We start from the raw sequence: 16,461 nt of genomic DNA, 5'->3' as shown, positions 1-16,461 counted from the left end.
GAACGCGGGTTCACCCCAGTGTGACCTGCCGGTTCCGATCTGCAGTCAAGGACGACTGGACGGAGGGAGCGGGGGCTATGAATGCCTACGCGCCGATCCTCGTACTCGGTGCCATCGCGGCGGCGTTCGCGGTCGGCTCCGTCGTGATGGCCTCACTCACCGGCCCCAAGCGCTACAACCGGGCCAAGTTGGAGGCGTACGAGTGCGGCATCGAGCCGACCCCGCAGCCCGTGGGCGGCGGTCGGTTCCCGATCAAGTACTACCTGACGGCGATGCTCTTCATCGTCTTCGACATCGAGATCGTCTTCCTCTACCCCTGGGCGGTGACCTTCGACGCCCTGGGGATCTTCGGGCTGGTCGAGATGCTCCTGTTCATCGCCACCGTCTTCGTCGCGTACGCCTACGTGTGGCGGCGCGGCGGTCTGGAGTGGGACTGAGCGCGGGTGGTCAGAGCGCGGGGTGGTGGCCCACCCGTCCGCCGGCTGAGCACCCGCTTGTGAACGAGCGGACAAGCCAGAACCGGCCCACGTATCAGAGGACTTGAGGGCATTGAGAGGGATCTGATGGGAATCGAGGAGAAGCTGCCGAGCGGCTTTCTGCTCACGACCGTGGAGACGGCCGCCGGCTGGGTGCGCAAGGCGTCACTCTTCCCGGCCACCTTCGGTCTGGCCTGCTGCGCGATCGAGATGATGACCACAGGGGCGGGCCGCTACGACCTGGCCCGGTTCGGCATGGAGGTCTTCCGGGGCTCCCCCCGGCAGGCCGATCTGATGATCGTGGCGGGCCGGGTGAGTCAGAAGATGGCCCCGGTGCTGCGCCAGGTGTACGACCAGATGCCCAACCCCAAGTGGGTCATCTCGATGGGTGTCTGCGCCTCGTCCGGCGGGATGTTCAACAACTACGCGATCGTCCAGGGCGTCGACCACATCGTCCCGGTGGACATCTACCTGCCCGGCTGTCCGCCCCGTCCGGAGATGCTGATGGACGCCATCCTGAAGCTGCACGACAAGATCCAGCACGAGCCGCTGGGCGTGAACAGGCGCCGGGCCGAGGAGCTCGGCGAGGCGCTCGCCCTCAAGGCCACCCCGATCAGCGAGATGCGGGGGCAGCTGCGATGAACGAGCAGGTACCCGAGACCCGCCGCGAGCAGCCGGTCCGCGAGATCCCGGTCGAGGTGGTCGGCCGCCGCCAGGGCATGTTCGGTGCCGAGGGCAGCGGTGACACCTCCGGCTTCGGCGGCCTGGCCGCCCCGATCGTGCTGCCCGGTCCGAGCGAACGCCCGTACGGCGGCTGGTTCGACGAGGTCGCCGACGAGCTGGAGGGCGCCCTGGAGGAGCAGGGTCTGGACCCGGTCGAGGTGATCGAGAGGACGGTGGTCGACCGCGGCGAGATCACCTTCCACATCGAGCGCGACCACCTGCTGAGGACCGCCCGGATCCTGCGCGACGACCCGGCGCTGCGCTTCGAGCTCTGCCTGGGGGTGAGCGGCGTGCACTACCCCGGCGACAAGGGCCGCGAGCTGCACGCGGTCTACCACCTGCGCTCGATCACCCACGGCCGGCTGATCCGGCTGGAGGTCACCGCGCCCGACGCCGATCCGCGCGTCCCCTCCGTGGTGAGCGTCTACCCGACCAACGACTGGCACGAGCGCGAGGCCTACGACTTCTTCGGCCTGGTCTTCGAGGGCCACCCGGCGCTCACCCGGATCATGATGCCGGACGACTGGATGGGCCACCCGCAGCGCAAGGACTACCCGCTCGGCGGCATCCCCGTCGAGTACAAGGGCGCCCAGATCCCGGCTCCCGACCAGCGGAGGTCGTACAGCTGATGAACACCCAGCACTATGGAGAGACCGAGGAAGCCGACGCCCGCGAGACCACCGAGGGCCGGGTCTTCACCGTCACCGGCGGCGACTGGGGCGAGGTGGTCGAGGCGGTCGGCCGGGCCGACGACGAACGCATCATCGTCAACATGGGCCCCCAGCACCCGTCCACCCACGGCGTGCTGCGGCTGATCCTGGAGATCGACGGCGAGACGGTGAAGGAGGCCCGCTGCGGCATCGGCTACCTCCACACCGGCATCGAGAAGAACATGGAGTTCCGCAGCTGGGTCCAGGGCACCACCTTCGTGACCCGCATGGACTACCTGACCCCGCTGTTCAACGAGACGGCCTACTGCCTGGCGGTCGAGAAGCTGCTCGGCATCACCGCCGACGTCCCGGACCGCGCCAACGTCATCCGGGTGATGATGATGGAGCTCAACCGGATCGCCTCGCACCTGGTCTGCCTGGCCACCGGCGGCATGGAGATCGGCTCCACCACCCTGATGATCTACGGCTTCCGGGACCGCGAACTGATCCTGGACGTCTTCGAGCTGGTCACCGGCCTGCGCATGAACCACGCGTACGTGCGCCCCGGCGGCCTCGCCCAGGACCTGCCGCCCGGCGCCGTCGACCAGATCCGCGAGGCGGTCAAGGTCTTCCGCTCCCGGATGCACGAGTACGACAAACTCGCCACCGGCAACCCGGTGTTCAAGGCCCGCCTGGTCGACGTCGGCTTCCTGGACCTGCCCGGCTGCCTGGCCCTCGGCGCCACCGGCCCGATCCTGCGCGCCACCGGCCTGCCGCACGACCTGCGCAAGACCGACCCGTACTGCGGTTACCAGGACTACGACTTCGAGGTCGCGATCGCGGACAGCGCCGACTCCTACGGCCGCTTCCTGATCCGCCTGGAGGAGATGAAGCAGTCGCTGCGGATCGTCGAGCAGTGCCTGGACCGGCTGCGGCCCGGCCCGGTCATGGTGGCCGACAAGAAAATCGCCTGGCCGGCCCAACTGGCCGTCGGCCCGGACGGGATGGGCAACTCGCTCGACCACATCCGCAAGATCATGGGCACCTCGATGGAGGCCCTGATCCACCACTTCAAGCTGGTCACCGAGGGCTTCCGGGTCCCGGTCGGCCAGGCGTACGCGGCGGTCGAGTCGCCCAAGGGCGAGCTGGGCGTGCACGTGGTCAGCGACGGCGGGACGCGCCCGTACCGGGTCCACTTCCGGGACCCGTCGTTCACCAATCTGCAGACGATGGCGGCGATGTGCGAGGGCGGCCAGGTGGCCGACGTGATCGTCGCGGTGGCCGGGATCGACCCGGTGATGGGAGGCGTGGACCGGTGACCAACGTCGAACTCGGACTGCCGGCACTGCCGGCCGCACCGTACCCCGAGGAGGTGCGTGCCCGGCTGGCCGCCGACGCCGCCGAGCTGATCGCCCGCTACCCGCAGGCCCGCTCGGCGCTGCTGCCGCTGCTGCACCTGGTGCAGGCGGAGGAGGGCTTCGTCAGCCCGACCGGGATCCGCTTCTGCGCCGAACAGCTGGACCTCACCACCGCCGAGGTCACCGCGGTCGCGACCTTCTACACCATGTACCGGCGCCGCCCGGCCGGGAAGTACCACGTCGGGGTCTGCACCAACACCCTGTGCGCGGTGCTCGGCGGCGACCAGATCTTCGCCGAGCTCCAGGAGCACCTGGGCGTCCGCAACAACGAGACCACCGAGGACGGCGAGGTCTCGATCGAGCACATCGAGTGCAACGCGGCCTGCGACTACGCGCCCGTGGTGATGGTCAACTGGGAGTTCTTCGACAACCAGACCCCGGACAGCGCCCGGCAGCTGGTCGACGACCTGCGCGCCGGTCGCGAGGTCCGGCCCACCCGCGGCGCCCGGTTGTGCGGCTTCAAGGAGACCGCCCGGATCCTGGCCGGCTTCCCCGACGAGCGCCCGGGGGCCAACGACGAGTCCGGCGCCGGCGGCGCGCCCTCCCTGGCCGGCCTGCGGCTGGCCCGCGGCGAGGCCCTGCCCGGCACCCCCGGCACCAAGGTGGTCTCCCCGCGCCCCGAATCCCCGCGCCCGGAATCCCCCCGCTCCGGGGCCAGCGGCCGAGCAGGCGACAACCAGGCAGGCAACAACCAGGCAGGCAACAACCAGGCGGCCAACGGCCAGGCGGGCAACACCCAGGCGGGCAACGGCCAGGAAGGGAGCGAAGCGTGATGACCTCCGCGGAGCCGGCCGAGAAGCTGCTCACCCCGGTCCTGTCCGACTCCTGGGACGACAGCCGCCCCTGGACGCTCGACACCTACCGCCGCCACCACGGCTACGAGGGCCTCAAGACGGCCCTCGCCATGCCGCCCGACGACGTGATCGCCCTGGTCAAGGACTCCGGCCTGCGCGGCCGCGGCGGCGCCGGCTTCCCCACCGGGATGAAGTGGCAGTTCATCCCGCAGAACGACGGCAAGCCGCACTACCTGGTGGTCAACGCGGACGAGTCCGAGCCGGGCACCTGCAAGGACATCCCGCTGCTGTTCGCCAACCCGCACGCGCTGATCGAGGGCATGATCATCGCCTCCTACGCGATCCGCTGCGACCACGCCTTCATCTACCTGCGCGGCGAGGTCGTCCCGGTGCTGCGCCGGCTGCACGCGGCCGTCGCCGAGGCGTACGGGGCGGGGCTGCTGGGCCGGAACATCCTCGGCTCGGGCGTCGACCTGGACATCACCGTGCACGCCGGCGCCGGCGCCTACATCTGCGGCGAGGAGACGGCGCTGCTGGACTCGTTGGAGGGCCGCCGCGGCCAGCCCAGGCTGCGGCCCCCGTTCCCGGCCATCGCCGGCCTGTACGCCTGCCCGACGGTGGTCAACAACGTCGAGTCGATCGCCTCGGTGCCGCCGATCCTGTCCCGCGGCAAGGAGTGGTTCAAGGCCCTGGGCACCGAGAAGTCTCCCGGCTTCACGCTCTACTCGCTCTCCGGCCACGTCACCAACCCCGGCCAGTACGAGGCCCCGCTCGGCGTCACGCTGCGCCAGTTGCTCGACCTCAGCGGCGGCGTCCGCGCCGGGCACCGGCTGAAGTTCTGGACCCCGGGCGGCTCCTCCACTCCGATGTTCACCGACGAGCACCTCGACGTCCCGCTGGACTACGAGGGCGTCGGGGCGGCCGGCTCGATGCTCGGCACCAAGGCGCTCCAGGTCTTCGACGAGACCACCTGCGTGGTGCGGGCCGTCACCCGCTGGACGGAGTTCTACGCCCACGAGTCCTGCGGCAAGTGCACCCCCTGTCGCGAGGGCACCTACTGGCTGGTCCAGCTGCTCAAGCGGATCGAGGCGGGCCAGGGCGTCGACGGGGACCTGGAGAAGCTCCTCGACATCGCCGACAACATCAACGGGAAGTCCTTCTGCGCCCTGGGCGACGGCGCGGCCAGTCCGATCGTCTCCTCGCTCCAGCACTTCCGGGCCGAGTACGAGCAGCACCTGGCCGAGCGCCGCTGCCCGTTCGACCCGGCCGCCTCCACCGTCTGGGCCGACGGCCCCCGCCCCGGCCACCAGTCCGCCACCGAAAGGGAGGTGCACGCGTGACGATCACAGAGCCAACGGCCTCCGAGACAGCGGTCGAACTGGTCACGCTCACCATCGACGGCGTCGAAGTGCGGGTCCCCAAGGGAACGTTGGTGATCCGGGCCGCCGAGACCATCGGCACCCAGATCCCGCGCTTCTGCGACCACCCGCTGCTCGACCCGGCCGGCGCCTGCCGCCAGTGCATCGTCGAGGTCGAGGGCCAGCGCAAGCCGGTCGCCTCCTGCACCATCCCGGTAGCCGAGGGCATGGTGGTGCGCACCCAGCTCAGCTCGCCGGTGGCCGAGAAGGCCCAGCGCGGCGTGATGGAGCTGCTGCTGATCAACCACCCGCTGGACTGCCCGGTCTGCGACAAGGGCGGCGAGTGCCCGCTGCAGAACCAGGCGATGTCCAGCGGCGCCGCCGACTCCCGCTTCGAGGGGATGAAGCGCACCTACGAGAAGCCGGTGCCGATCAGCAGCCAGGTGCTGCTGGACCGCGAGCGCTGCGTGCTGTGCGCGCGCTGCACCCGCTTCTCGCAGCAGATCGCCGGGGACCCGTTCATCGACCTGGTGGAGCGCGGGGCGCTGCAGCAGGTCGGCACCGGCGAGGGCGACGACTTCGAGTCGTACTTCTCCGGGAACACCATCCAGATCTGCCCGGTGGGCGCGCTCACCTCGGCGGCGTACCGGTTCCGTTCGCGCCCCTTCGACCTGGTCTCCTCGCCGAGCGTGTGCGAGCACTGCGCCTCGGGCTGCGCGCAGCGCACCGACCACCGGCGCGGCAAGGTGCTGCGCCGCCTGGCGGGCGAGGACCCGGCGGTGAACGAGGAGTGGAACTGCGACAAGGGCCGCTTCGCCTTCCGCTACGCCCAGCAGCGCGACCGGCTGACCACCCCGCTGGTGCGGGTGGACGGCGAGCTGGTGCCGGCCTCCTGGCCGGAGGCGCTGGCCCGGGCGGCCGAGGGGCTGCGCGGGGTCCGGGCGGGGGTGCTGGCCGGCGGCCGGGTGACGGTCGAGGACGCCTACGCGTACGGGAAGTTCGCGCGGGTGGTGCTGGGCACCAACGACGTGGACTTCCGGGCCCGCCCGCACAGCGGCGAGGAGGCGGACTTCCTGGCCGCGGCGGTGGCCGGGCGGGGCGTCGACGTGGACGGCACCGGGGTGTCGTACGAGGACCTCGACCGGGCGCCGGCGGTGCTGCTGGCGGGCTTCGAGCCGGAGGAGGAGTCGCCGATCGTCTTCCTGCGGCTGCGCAAGGCGACCCGGGCGACGGGCCTGAAGGTGTTCTCGGTGGCCGCGTTCGGCTCCCGGGGCCTGGCGAAGCTGCGCGGAGCGCTGCTGCCGGCCGCCCCCGGCACCGAGCCGGAGTGGTTCGCGGCGCTGGCGGCGGACGAGCCGCTGAACGACGACGCGGGCCGGGCGGCCGAACTGCTGCGCGCCCCGGGCGCGGTGATCCTGGCGGGCGAGCGGCTGGCCGCCGTCCCGGGCGGGCTGACGGCGGTGCTGCGGCTGGCGCACGCGACGGGCGCGAGGCTCGCCTGGGTGCCGCGCCGGGCCGGTGAGCGCGGGGCCGTCGAGGCGGGCGCGCTGCCGGGCCTGCTGCCCGGCGGCCGTCCGGTGGCCGTTCCGGCGGCCCGGGCGGAGGCGGCCGCGGTGTGGGGCGGGGCCGAACCGCCGTCCCGGCCGGGCCGGGACACGGACGGGATCCTGGCGGCGGCCGCGGCGGGCGAGTTGGACGCGCTGCTGGTCGGCGGGGTGGATCCGGACGACCTGCCGGATCCGGCGCTGGCCGACGAGGCGCTGGCGGCGGTGCCGTTCCTGGTGTCGCTGGAGCTGCGGCCCTCGGCGGTGACGGCGCGGGCCGACGTGGTGCTGCCGGTGGCGGCGGTGGCGGAGAAGGCCGGCACCTTCCTGGACTGGGAGGGCCGGGTGCGGATGTTCGAGTCGGCGCTCAAGCCGGACCAGCAGATGGGCCGCCACCTCCAGCCGGATCTGCGGGTGCTGGGCATGCTGGCCGACGCGCTGGGTCACCGGCTGGGGCTGCCGGACGTCCGGGCGGCCCGGTTGGAGCTGGACCGCTTCGCCCCCTGGGAGGGCGACCGCACGGCCGACCCGGCGGCGCACCCGGGCCTGCTGCCCCGCCCGGCCACCGGCCAGGCGGTGCTGGCGGGTTGGCGCCTGCTGCTGGACAACGGCGTGCTGCAGCAGGGGGACCCGCACCTCGCGGGCACCCGGCACCGGGCGGTGGCCCGGATCTCGGCGGAGACGGCCAAGGAGATCGGTGCCGAGGCGGCCGAGGAGCTGCGGCTGACCGGCCCGGCCGGATCACTGACCCTGCCGCTGGAGGTCACCGACTCGATCCCGGACCGCACGGTCTGGGTCCCGCTCGACTCCACACCGGGCGGTGCCCACCGCGCGCTCGGCACCACCGTCGGCCACCTGGTCACCATCGCCGCGGCCGAGTCGGAACCCGAGTCGGAACCCGAGCCCGAACCCGAGCCCGAGCCCGAAGTCGGACCCGGACCCGAAGTCGGACCCGCACCCGGGGCCGGCTCCGAACCCGGGGCCGAGGCCGAGACCGCCGGCGACGGCACAGGGGAGGACCGATGACGTCGCAGCCGTACGAGACGCTCCACTTCTTCGGGCAGGACCCGTGGTGGCTGGTGCTGCTGAAGGCGGTGTTCTGCTTCGCCTTCCTGGTCCTGACGGTGCTGATCGCGATCGTCTGGGAGCGCAAGGTGGTGGCCTGGATGCAGCTGCGCATCGGGCCCAACCGGCACGGCCCGTGGGGCCTGCTGCAGTCGCTGGCGGACGGCGTGAAGCTGGCGCTGAAGGAAGACCTGGTGGTCAAGGGCTCGGACAAGGTGGTCTACATCCTGGCCCCGATCGTCTGCGCCATCCCCGCGTTCATGGCCTTCGCGGTGATCCCGTTCGGTCCGGCCGGCAACGAGGTGTCGATCTTCGGCACCCGTACGCCGCTCCAGTTGACGGACTTCCCGGTCGCGCTGCTGTACGTCCTGGCGACGGCCTCGGTGGGCATCTACGGCATCGTGCTGGCCGGCTGGTCCTCGGGCTCGACGTACCCGCTGCTGGGAGGGCTGCGCTCGTCCGCGCAGATGATCAGCTACGAGATCGCGATGGGCCTGTCCTTCGCGGCGGTGTTCATCTACTCGGGCTCGATGTCGACCTCGGAGATCGTGGCGCACCAGCAGCCGACCTGGTTCGCGGCGCTGCTGCCGGTGTCGTTCATCGTCTACATCATCGCGATGGTCGGCGAGACCAACCGGGCGCCGTTCGACCTGCCGGAGGCCGAGGGCGAGCTGGTCGGCGGCTTCAACACCGAGTACTCCTCGCTGAAGTTCGCGATGTTCATGCTGGCCGAGTACGTGAACATGGTGACGGTCTCGGCGGTGGCCTCGACCCTCTTCCTGGGCGGCTGGCGGGCCCCGTGGCCGGTGACGACCTTCTGGGAGGGCGCCAACCACGGCTGGTGGCCGATGCTGTGGATCACGCTGAAGATCCAGCTGCTGCTGTTCTTCTTCATCTGGCTGCGCGGCACGCTGCCCCGGCTCCGCTACGACCAGTTCATGAAGCTGGGCTGGAAGGTGCTGATCCCGGTCTCGCTGGTGTGGCTGGTGCTGATCGCGAGCGTGCGGGCGCTGCGCAACGAGGGCTACGGCTTCGGCCAGGTGGTGCTGTACGTGGGCGCCCCGGTCGGGGCGGTGCTGCTGCTGGCGCTGCTGCGGGACTTCCTGAGGAAGCAGCCGGAGCCCGGGGAGGCCCCGCCCGGCGCGGGCCCCGCCCGGCCGAAGGACGGGGGGGAGTTCGACCCGATGGCGGGCGGCTACCCCGTCCCGCCGCTGCCCGGCCAGGTGCTCCCGCCGGTGCCGCGCCGCCGCAGCCGTGCCCCGAAGCAACTCCAGGACGCCCTCAACGGGGCCGACCATTCCGAAGGGAGCTGAACCGAGATGTCCGACCAGTCCGATCGAACGGGCCGCGCCGAACGGGGCGACCGTCCGTCGATCCTCGGCCCGGCCGCCGGCTTCGGCGTGACCTTCAAGGCCATGTTCAAGAAGCGGCTCACCGAGCAGTACCCGGAGCAGAAGAAGCCCACCGCTCCGCGCTTCCACGGCCGCCACCAGCTGAACCGGCACCCGGACGGCCTGGAGAAGTGCGTCGGCTGCGAGCTGTGCGCGTGGGCCTGTCCGGCCGACGCGATCTACGTGGAGGGCGCGGACAACCGGGACGAGGAGCGCTACTCCCCGGGTGAGCGCTACGGCGCGGTGTACCAGATCAACTACGCCCGCTGCATCCTGTGCGGGCTGTGCATCGAGGCCTGCCCGACCAGGGCGCTGACCATGACCAACGAGTACGAGCTGGCCGACTCCTCCCGGCGGGACCTCATCTTCACCAAGGAGCAGCTGCTGGTGGGCCTGTCCGAGGGCATGGTCGACACCCCGCACGCGATCTTCCCGGGCACCGACGAGGGCGCGTACTACCGGGGCGAGGTCACCGCGGCGGCGCCGGGGACGGTCCAGCAGGAGCGCACCGAGCGGGACAAGGAGGTGCAGCAGTGATCGCGCGGCTGGCGGAGGCGACCGGGACGACCTCGACGGGCGAGGCCGTCCAGTTCTGGGTGCTCGCGGTGATCGCGGTCGGCGGCGCGCTCGGCATGGTGCTGATGCGCAAGGCCGTGCACAGCGCGCTCTGCCTGGCGGCCACCATGCTGGCGCTGGCGGTCTGTTACATGGCCCAGGGCGCGGTGTTCCTGGGCGTGGTGCAGATCGTGGTCTACACCGGCGCGATCATGATGCTGTTCCTGTTCGTGGTGATGCTGGTCGGCGTCACGGGTGAGGACTCGCTGAAGGAGCAGCTGAAGGGCCAGCGGTTCGCCGCGGCGCTGTGCGGGCTGGGCTTCGGCGTGCTGCTGATCGCCGGGATCGCCAACGCGAAGCTGAACCACTTCACCGGGCTGTCCGAGGCGAACGCCGAGGGCAACGTGCCGGGCCTGGCCCGGCTGATCTTCACCCGGTACGTGTGGGCCTTCGAGGTCACCGGCGCGCTGCTGATCACCGCGGCGATCGGCGCGATGGTGCTGACCCACCGGGAGCACGTGAAGGCGCCGAAGACGCAGCGCGAGCTGGCGGCCCAGCGGGTCGTGGACAACATCCAGCTGCCGCCGCTGCCGGCGCCGGGCGTGTACGCCCGGCACAACGCGGTGGACGTGCCGGGGCTGCTGCCGGACGGCACGATCGCCGAGGACTCGGTGATGGCGACGCTGCGCGAGCGCGGCCAGGTCCGGGACGTCAGCCAGGCGATGCTGCGGCGGATGGCGGAGCTGGAGAACAGCACGGCGGACTGGCTGGGCCGTCCGTCCTCGGAGCGGCCGGCCGTGACGGCCCCGCGCAAGTCGCTGGAGCCGGTGCCGGCCAACGGCGCCCCGCTGTCGGCGAACGGCGGGGCGGTGACGGCGAACGGGCCGGCGAACGGCGAGCAGGTGCCGGCGAACAACGTGAAGCACCCGGCCGACGAGGAGGGCGCGGAGTGAACCCGGTCAACTACCTCTACCTGTCGGCCCTGTTGTTCACCATCGGCGCGGCCGGGGTGCTGGTCCGACGCAACGCGATCGTGCTGTTCATGTGCGTGGAGCTGATGCTGAACGCCTCGAACCTCGCCCTGGTGACCTTCTCCCGGCTGCACGGGACCTTGGACGGCCAGATCATCGCGTTCTTCACGATGGTGGTCGCGGCGGCCGAGGTCGTGGTCGGCCTCGCCATCATCGTCTCCATCTTCCGGACCAGGCACTCCGCTTCGGTCGACGACAGCAACCTGATGAAGCTGTAGGCGGAGGGCCCTCGGTGAAATCTCTCATTCCGCTGCTGGTGGCGGCTCCACTGGCGGGCGCCGCCCTGCTGCTGCTCGGCGGCCGGGCGCTGGACCGCTTCGGCCACTGGCTGGCCACCGCGCTCGCGGCGCTCTCGTTCGGCTTCGGCCTGGCCCTGTTCTCGGACATGCTCGGCCGTGACGCCGAGCACCGGGCGGTCACCCGGCACCTGTTCAGCTGGATCCCGGTGAACGGCTTCCAGGCCGACGTCTCCTTCCGGCTCGACCAGCTGTCGATGACCTTCGTCCTGCTGATCACCGGTGTCGGCACGCTGATCCACCTCTACTCGGTCGGCTACATGGCGCACGACGAGCGCCGGCGCCGCTTCTTCGCGTACCTGAACCTGTTCCTGGCCGCCATGCTGCTGCTGGTGGTCGCGGACAACTACCTGCTGCTGTACTTCGGCTGGGAGGGCGTGGGCCTGGCCTCGTACCTCCTGATCGGTTTCTGGCAGCACAAGCCGAGCGCGGCGACGGCGGCGAAGAAGGCCTTCATCGTCAACCGGGTCGGCGACATGGGCCTGTCCATCGCGATCATGCTGATGTTCGCGGAGTTCGGCTCCTTCGCCTTCGACCCGGTCTTCGGCGGTGCCCACCAGGCGAGCGAGGGCAAGCTGACGGCGATCGGCCTGATGCTGCTGCTGGCGGCCTGCGGCAAGTCGGCGCAGGTGCCGCTGCAGTCCTGGCTCGGGGACGCGATGGAGGGCCCGACCCCGGTGTCGGCGCTGATCCACGCGGCCACCATGGTGACCGCGGGCGTCTACCTGATCACCCGCTCCTCGGCGGTCTTCGACCTGGCGCCGGACGCGCAGACCGCCGTGGTGGTGGTCGGCGCGGTCACGCTGCTGTTCGGTGCGATCGTCGGTTGCGCCAAGGACGACATCAAGAAGGCGCTGGCCGGCTCGACGATGTCGCAGATCGGCTACATGGTGCTGGCGGCCGGGCTCGGCCCGATCGGCTACGCCTTCGCGATCATGCACCTGGTGACCCACGGCTTCTTCAAGGCCGGGCTGTTCCTCGGCGCCGGGTCGGTCATGCACGGCATGAACGACGAGGTGAACATGCGTCACTACGGCGGCCTGCGGAAGTACATGCCGGTCACCTTCGTCACCTTCGGCCTCGGCTACCTGGCGATCATCGGCTTCCCGGGCCTGTCCGGCTTCTTCTCCAAGGACAAGATCATCGAGGCGGCCTTCGCCAAGGGCGGCACCGAGGGCTGGATCCTCGGGGGGTGCGCGCTGGTCGGCGCGGCGGTCACCGCGTTCTACATGACCAGGGTCATGGTGCTGACCTTCTTCGGCGAGAAGCGCTGGCAGCCGGACGCGCAGGGCAACGCCCCGCACCCGCACGAGTCGCCGCGGACGATGACCCTTCCGATGGTCCTACTGGCCTTCGGCTCGGTCTTCGCGGGCGGGCTGTTCGCCTTCAACGACTCCTTCCTGAAGTGGCTGGAGCCGGTCACCGGGCACGAGGAGGGCAACTCCCCGCTCGCCCCGCTGACCGTCACCCTGCTGACCACGGCCTGCATGCTGGCCGGCGTCGCCCTCGCGTACCTGGTGTACGGGCGCTCGCCGGTCCCGGTGGTGCCGCCGGTCGGCTCCCCGCTCACCCGGGCCGCCCGCCGCGACCTGCTGCAGGACGACTTCAACCACGCGGTGCTGGTGCGGCCGGGTTCGGCGCTCGCCGCGGCGCTGGTCTTCTTCGACAGCCGCGGCCTGGACGGCGTGGTCAACGGCCTGGCCGCCGGGATCGGCGGGCTCTCCGGCCGGTTGCGGCGGGTCCAGAACGGCTACGTCCGCTCGTACGCGCTCTCCATGTTCGGCGGCACGCTGGTGCTGGTCGCCATGACTCTCCTGATGAGGTCCACGTGATGACTCGTCCTGATATCCGTTGGGGGGCCAGGCCATGAGTGTTTTGTTGACCGCCACCTGCGCCGTCCCGGCGGCCGGCGCGGTTCTGACGGCCGCGCTGCCCGCCGGGTCCTCCGAGAGCCGACGCAGGACCACCAAGGCCGTCGCGCTGGGCGCCTCGGCCGTCACCCTGGTGCTGGCCGCCGTGGTGGCGGCCCGGTTCGACCCGCACGGCGCCCGCTTCCAGCTGAACGAGTCGTACAGCTGGATCCGTTCCTTCGGCATCACCTTCTCGCTCGGCGTGGACGGCATCGGCGCCGTGCTCGCCTTGCTCACCGCCGTGCTCGTGCCGCTGGTGATCCTCGCCTCCTGGCACGACGCCGACCCGGCGCCGGCCGGGCCGGACGGCACCTTCGAGAACAAGCGCCGCACCCAGGCCTTCTTCGCCCTGATCCTGGCGGTGGAGGCGATGGTGGTCGTCTCCTTCTACGCCACCGACGTCTTCGTGTTCTACGTGTTCTTCGAAGCCATGCTGATCCCGATGTACTTCCTGATCGGCGGCTTCGGCGACCGGGCGGGCGGCCCCGAGTCGGCGCGTCAGCGCTCCTACGCGGCCGTGAAGTTCCTGCTCTACAACCTGCTCGGCGGCCTGGTGATGCTGGCCGCCGTGATCGGCCTGTACGTGACCGCGCAGGACCAGGGCTTCGGCACCTTCGACCTGCCGACCCTGACCTCGGCGATCGCCGACGGCCGGCTCCAGCTGACCGGCACCGTCGAGAAGGCGCTGTTCCTGGGCTTCTTCTTCGCCTTCGCGGTGAAGGCCCCGCTCTGGCCGCTGCACACCTGGCTGCCGAACGCGATGGGCGAGTCCACCGCCGGCACCGCCGTGCTGATCACCGCGGTGGTGGACAAGGTCGGCACCTTCGCGATGCTGCGCTTCTGCCTCGGGCTGTTCCCGAACGCCTCGAAGACCTTCGCCCCGGCGATCCTGGTCCTCGCGCTGGTCGGGATCGTCTACGGCGCGCTGCTGGCGATCGGCCAGAAGGACATCAAGCGCCTGGTGGCGTACGCCTCGATCTCGCACTTCGGCTTCATCATCATGGGCGTCTTCGCCCTGACCAGCCAGGGCCAGAGCGGCGCCACCCTGTACATGGTCAACCACGGCCTGTCCACGGCGGCGTGGATGCTGGTGGCCGGCTTCCTGATCTCCCGTCGCGGCTCGCGGCTGATCGCCGACTACGGCGGCGTGCAGAAGGTCGCCCCGGTGCTGGCCGGGACCTTCCTGATCGGCAGCCTGGCCACCCTGTCACTGCCCGGGCTGGCCCCGTTCGTCAGCGAGTTCCTGGTCCTGGTGGGCACCTTCACCCGCTACCCGGCGATCGGCATCGTGGCCACCTTCGGCATCGTGCTGGCCGCGCTGTACGCCCTGTTGCTGTACCAGCGCACCATGACCGGCCCGGTGAAGGACGGGGTGCGCACGATGCCCGACCTCAAGGCCCGCGAACTCGCCGTGGTCGGCCCGCTGGTGGCGCTGACCATCCTGCTCGGCGTCTACCCCAAGCCGCTCACCGACCTGGTCAACCCCTCGGTGAACGCGACGCTCTCGCAGGTCCACCAGACCGACCCGGCGCCGGCCCACCCGGTCGCCGCCACCTCAGGAGGTGAGCAGAAGTGAGTGCCACCGCAGTGCTCGCCGCCGCCGGCGGCAACACCGCCAGCATCCCGGCGCCGCACATCGAGTACGGCCAGCTCTCCCCGATGCTCGTGGTGTTCGCGGCCGCCGTGGCCGGCGTCCTGGTGGAGGCCTTCGTGCCCCGCCGGTACCGGCACTGGACCCAGGTGACGCTCGCCCTGGCCGGGCTGGTCGGCGCCTTCGTCGCCGTGGTGGTGCTGGCCGTGCAGAGCCACGGCTTCACCCGGATCGACCTGCTGGCCATGGAGTCCGTCGCGATGGACGGCCCGGCGCTGTTCCTCCAGGGCGTGATCCTGCTGGCCTCCGTGGTCGCGGTGCTCACCTACGCCGAGCGGAGGCTGGAGCCCAAGGCCGGCGGCCTGCCCGCCGACGCCTTCGCCGCCCAGGCCGCCGCCACCCCCGGCGGCGAGCAGGAGCGGGCCGCGGTCCGGGCCGGCTTCGCCACCAGCGAGGTCTTCCCGCTCACCATGTTCGCGGTCGGCGGCATGCTGCTGTTCCCCGCCGCCAACGACCTGCTGACCATGTTCGTGGCGCTGGAGGTCTTCTCGCTGCCGCTGTACCTGCTGTGCGCGCTGGCCCGGCGCCGCCGGCTGCTCTCCCAGGAGGCGGCGGTCAAGTACTTCCTGCTCGGCGCCTTCGCCTCGGCGTTCTTCCTGTTCGGCACCGCGCTGCTGTACGGCTACGCGGGCAGCGTGAGGCTCGGCGACATCGGGGACGTCATCTCCGGCAAGGCGATGACCACCCCCGCGCAGCTGAGCACCACCCAGAGCGACGCGCTGGTGCTGACCGGCCTGGCGATGCTGGCGGTCGGCCTGCTGTTCAAGGTCGCCGCGGTGCCCTTCCACTCCTGGACCCCGGACGTCTACCAGGGCGCGCCGACCCCGGTGACCGGTTTCATGGCGGCGGCCACCAAGGTCGCGGCCTTCGGGGCCTTCCTGCGGCTGTTCTACGTGGCCTTCCCGGGCCTGCGGCTGGACTGGCGGCCGGTGATGTGGGGCGTCGCGATCCTCACCATGGTGGTGGGCGCGGTGCTCGCGGTGACCCAGCAGGACGTCAAGCGCCTGCTGGCGTACTCCTCGATCGCGCACGCGGGGTTCATCCTGACCGGCGTGATCGCCGTCAACAAGCAGGGCATCTCCTCGGTGCTGTTCTACCTGCTCGCGTACTCCTTCGTGACGCTCGGCGCGTTCGCGGTGGTGACCCTGGTGCGCGACTCCAAGGGCGAGGCGACCCACCTGTCCAGTTGGGCCGGGCTCGGGCGGCGCTCGCCGCTGGTGGCGGCGGTGTTCGCGCTGTTCCTGCTGGCCTTCGCCGGGATTCCGCTGACCTCCGGGTTCACCGGGAAGTTCGCGGTGTTCCAGGCCGCGGCCAGCGGCGGGGCGACCCCGCTGGTGGTGGTCGGCGTGCTGAGCTCGGCGGTGGCCGCGTTCTTCTACATCAGGGTCATCGTGCTGATGTTCTTCTCGGACCCCCAGCCGGGGGGCCCCACGGTGGCGGTCCCGAGCGCCTTCACGGCGACCGCGATCGGGGTGGGGGTGCTGGTCACGCTGGGTCTCGGACTGCTGCCGCAGTACTTCCTCGACCTCGCCTCCAAGGCCTCGCTGTTCGTGCGCTGACCTTTACGTCCACCGCTCCCGACCAGGGCCCCGTCCGGGC

General features: G+C 71.2%; 14 protein-coding genes. All 14 read left to right on the top strand.

The genetic code is table 11. The features are described 5' to 3' along the window. Positions 1 to 77 precede the first annotated feature (77 nt). The 14 genes from ACFU6K_RS02400 to nuoN all read left to right on the top strand — a co-directional run bounded on the left by ACFU6K_RS02400 (position 78) and on the right by nuoN (position 16,421). Positions 78 to 437: an NADH-quinone oxidoreductase subunit A gene (locus ACFU6K_RS02400; protein WP_030060100.1), complete on the top strand. Its 360-nt coding sequence runs from the start codon at positions 78 to 80 to the stop codon at positions 435 to 437. Positions 438 to 563: 126 nt separating this feature from the next. After that, a complete protein-coding gene (locus ACFU6K_RS02395; RefSeq protein ID WP_074005520.1) occupies positions 564 to 1,118 on the top strand; it encodes an NADH-quinone oxidoreductase subunit B family protein in 555 nt (184 codons plus the stop codon). After that, on the top strand, positions 1,115 to 1,828 hold the full coding sequence (locus tag ACFU6K_RS02390) for an NADH-quinone oxidoreductase subunit C (protein ID WP_380660412.1): 714 nt from the start codon (positions 1,115 to 1,117) through the stop codon (positions 1,826 to 1,828). The genes ACFU6K_RS02395 and ACFU6K_RS02390 overlap by 4 nt, the downstream gene beginning before the upstream one ends. Continuing rightward, positions 1,828 to 3,168 carry an NADH-quinone oxidoreductase subunit D gene (locus ACFU6K_RS02385; protein WP_380660411.1) on the top strand — a complete coding sequence of 447 codons (1,341 nt, stop codon included), beginning with the start codon at positions 1,828 to 1,830 and terminating at the stop codon, positions 3,166 to 3,168. The genes ACFU6K_RS02390 and ACFU6K_RS02385 overlap by 1 nt, the downstream gene beginning before the upstream one ends. Continuing rightward, positions 3,165 to 4,040, top strand: coding sequence for an NADH-quinone oxidoreductase subunit NuoE (gene nuoE, locus ACFU6K_RS02380; RefSeq protein ID WP_380660410.1), 876 nt, complete (start codon positions 3,165 to 3,167; stop codon positions 4,038 to 4,040). Before ACFU6K_RS02385 ends, nuoE begins: the two co-directional genes overlap by 4 nt. Continuing rightward, positions 4,040 to 5,401 carry an NADH-quinone oxidoreductase subunit NuoF gene (gene nuoF, locus ACFU6K_RS02375; protein ID WP_380660408.1) on the top strand — a complete coding sequence of 454 codons (1,362 nt, stop codon included), beginning with the start codon at positions 4,040 to 4,042 and terminating at the stop codon, positions 5,399 to 5,401. Before nuoE ends, nuoF begins: the two co-directional genes overlap by 1 nt. Then, positions 5,398 to 7,989, top strand: a complete 2,592-nt coding sequence (locus tag ACFU6K_RS02370) for an NADH-quinone oxidoreductase subunit G (RefSeq protein ID WP_380660407.1) — start codon at positions 5,398 to 5,400, stop codon at positions 7,987 to 7,989. Before nuoF ends, ACFU6K_RS02370 begins: the two co-directional genes overlap by 4 nt. Then, a complete protein-coding gene (gene nuoH, locus ACFU6K_RS02365; protein WP_117489177.1) occupies positions 7,986 to 9,341 on the top strand; it encodes an NADH-quinone oxidoreductase subunit NuoH in 1,356 nt (451 codons plus the stop codon). The genes ACFU6K_RS02370 and nuoH overlap by 4 nt, the downstream gene beginning before the upstream one ends. Before the next feature lie 6 nt (positions 9,342 to 9,347). Beyond that, positions 9,348 to 9,956 (top strand): NADH-quinone oxidoreductase subunit NuoI, encoded by a 609-nt coding sequence (gene nuoI / locus ACFU6K_RS02360; protein ID WP_380660406.1) that lies wholly within the window; start codon positions 9,348 to 9,350, stop codon positions 9,954 to 9,956. Further along, entirely contained in the window at positions 9,956 to 10,927 is a 972-nt protein-coding gene (locus tag ACFU6K_RS02355; RefSeq protein WP_380660428.1) for an NADH-quinone oxidoreductase subunit J, read from the top strand. The genes nuoI and ACFU6K_RS02355 overlap by 1 nt, the downstream gene beginning before the upstream one ends. After that, positions 10,924 to 11,223: an NADH-quinone oxidoreductase subunit NuoK gene (gene nuoK, locus ACFU6K_RS02350; RefSeq protein ID WP_049652557.1), complete on the top strand. Its 300-nt coding sequence runs from the start codon at positions 10,924 to 10,926 to the stop codon at positions 11,221 to 11,223. The genes ACFU6K_RS02355 and nuoK overlap by 4 nt, the downstream gene beginning before the upstream one ends. Before the next feature lie 14 nt (positions 11,224 to 11,237). Continuing rightward, positions 11,238 to 13,133 carry an NADH-quinone oxidoreductase subunit L gene (gene nuoL, locus ACFU6K_RS02345; protein WP_380660405.1) on the top strand — a complete coding sequence of 632 codons (1,896 nt, stop codon included), beginning with the start codon at positions 11,238 to 11,240 and terminating at the stop codon, positions 13,131 to 13,133. Positions 13,134 to 13,167: 34 nt separating this feature from the next. Next, positions 13,168 to 14,787, top strand: a complete 1,620-nt coding sequence (locus ACFU6K_RS02340; RefSeq protein WP_380660404.1) for an NADH-quinone oxidoreductase subunit M — start codon at positions 13,168 to 13,170, stop codon at positions 14,785 to 14,787. Next, positions 14,784 to 16,421 (top strand): NADH-quinone oxidoreductase subunit NuoN, encoded by a 1,638-nt coding sequence (gene nuoN / locus ACFU6K_RS02335; protein WP_380660403.1) that lies wholly within the window; start codon positions 14,784 to 14,786, stop codon positions 16,419 to 16,421. The genes ACFU6K_RS02340 and nuoN overlap by 4 nt, the downstream gene beginning before the upstream one ends. The last annotated feature ends 40 nt before the right edge of the window (positions 16,422 to 16,461 follow it).

The organism is Kitasatospora sp. NPDC057512 (assembly GCF_042802135.1).
Classification (GTDB): domain Bacteria; phylum Actinomycetota; class Actinomycetes; order Streptomycetales; family Streptomycetaceae; genus Kitasatospora.
This window is presented reverse-complemented; position numbering and strand designations above follow the sequence as displayed.

What these genes read in the sequence shown, in the direction of transcription:
- ACFU6K_RS02385 (WP_380660411.1), top strand. Translation starts at nt 1,828, where the DNA reads ATGAACACCCAGCACTATGGAGAGACCGAGGAAGCCGACGCCCGCGAG.
- nuoF (WP_380660408.1), top strand. Translation starts at nt 4,040, where the DNA reads ATGACCTCCGCGGAGCCGGCCGAGAAGCTGCTCACCCCGGTCCTGTCC.
- ACFU6K_RS02390 (WP_380660412.1), top strand. Translation starts at nt 1,115, where the DNA reads ATGAACGAGCAGGTACCCGAGACCCGCCGCGAGCAGCCGGTCCGCGAG.
- ACFU6K_RS02400 (WP_030060100.1), top strand. Translation starts at nt 78, where the DNA reads ATGAATGCCTACGCGCCGATCCTCGTACTCGGTGCCATCGCGGCGGCG.
- nuoI (WP_380660406.1), top strand. Translation starts at nt 9,348, where the DNA reads ATGTCCGACCAGTCCGATCGAACGGGCCGCGCCGAACGGGGCGACCGT.
- ACFU6K_RS02340 (WP_380660404.1), top strand. Translation starts at nt 13,168, where the DNA reads ATGAGTGTTTTGTTGACCGCCACCTGCGCCGTCCCGGCGGCCGGCGCG.
- ACFU6K_RS02395 (WP_074005520.1), top strand. Translation starts at nt 564, where the DNA reads ATGGGAATCGAGGAGAAGCTGCCGAGCGGCTTTCTGCTCACGACCGTG.
- nuoH (WP_117489177.1), top strand. Translation starts at nt 7,986, where the DNA reads ATGACGTCGCAGCCGTACGAGACGCTCCACTTCTTCGGGCAGGACCCG.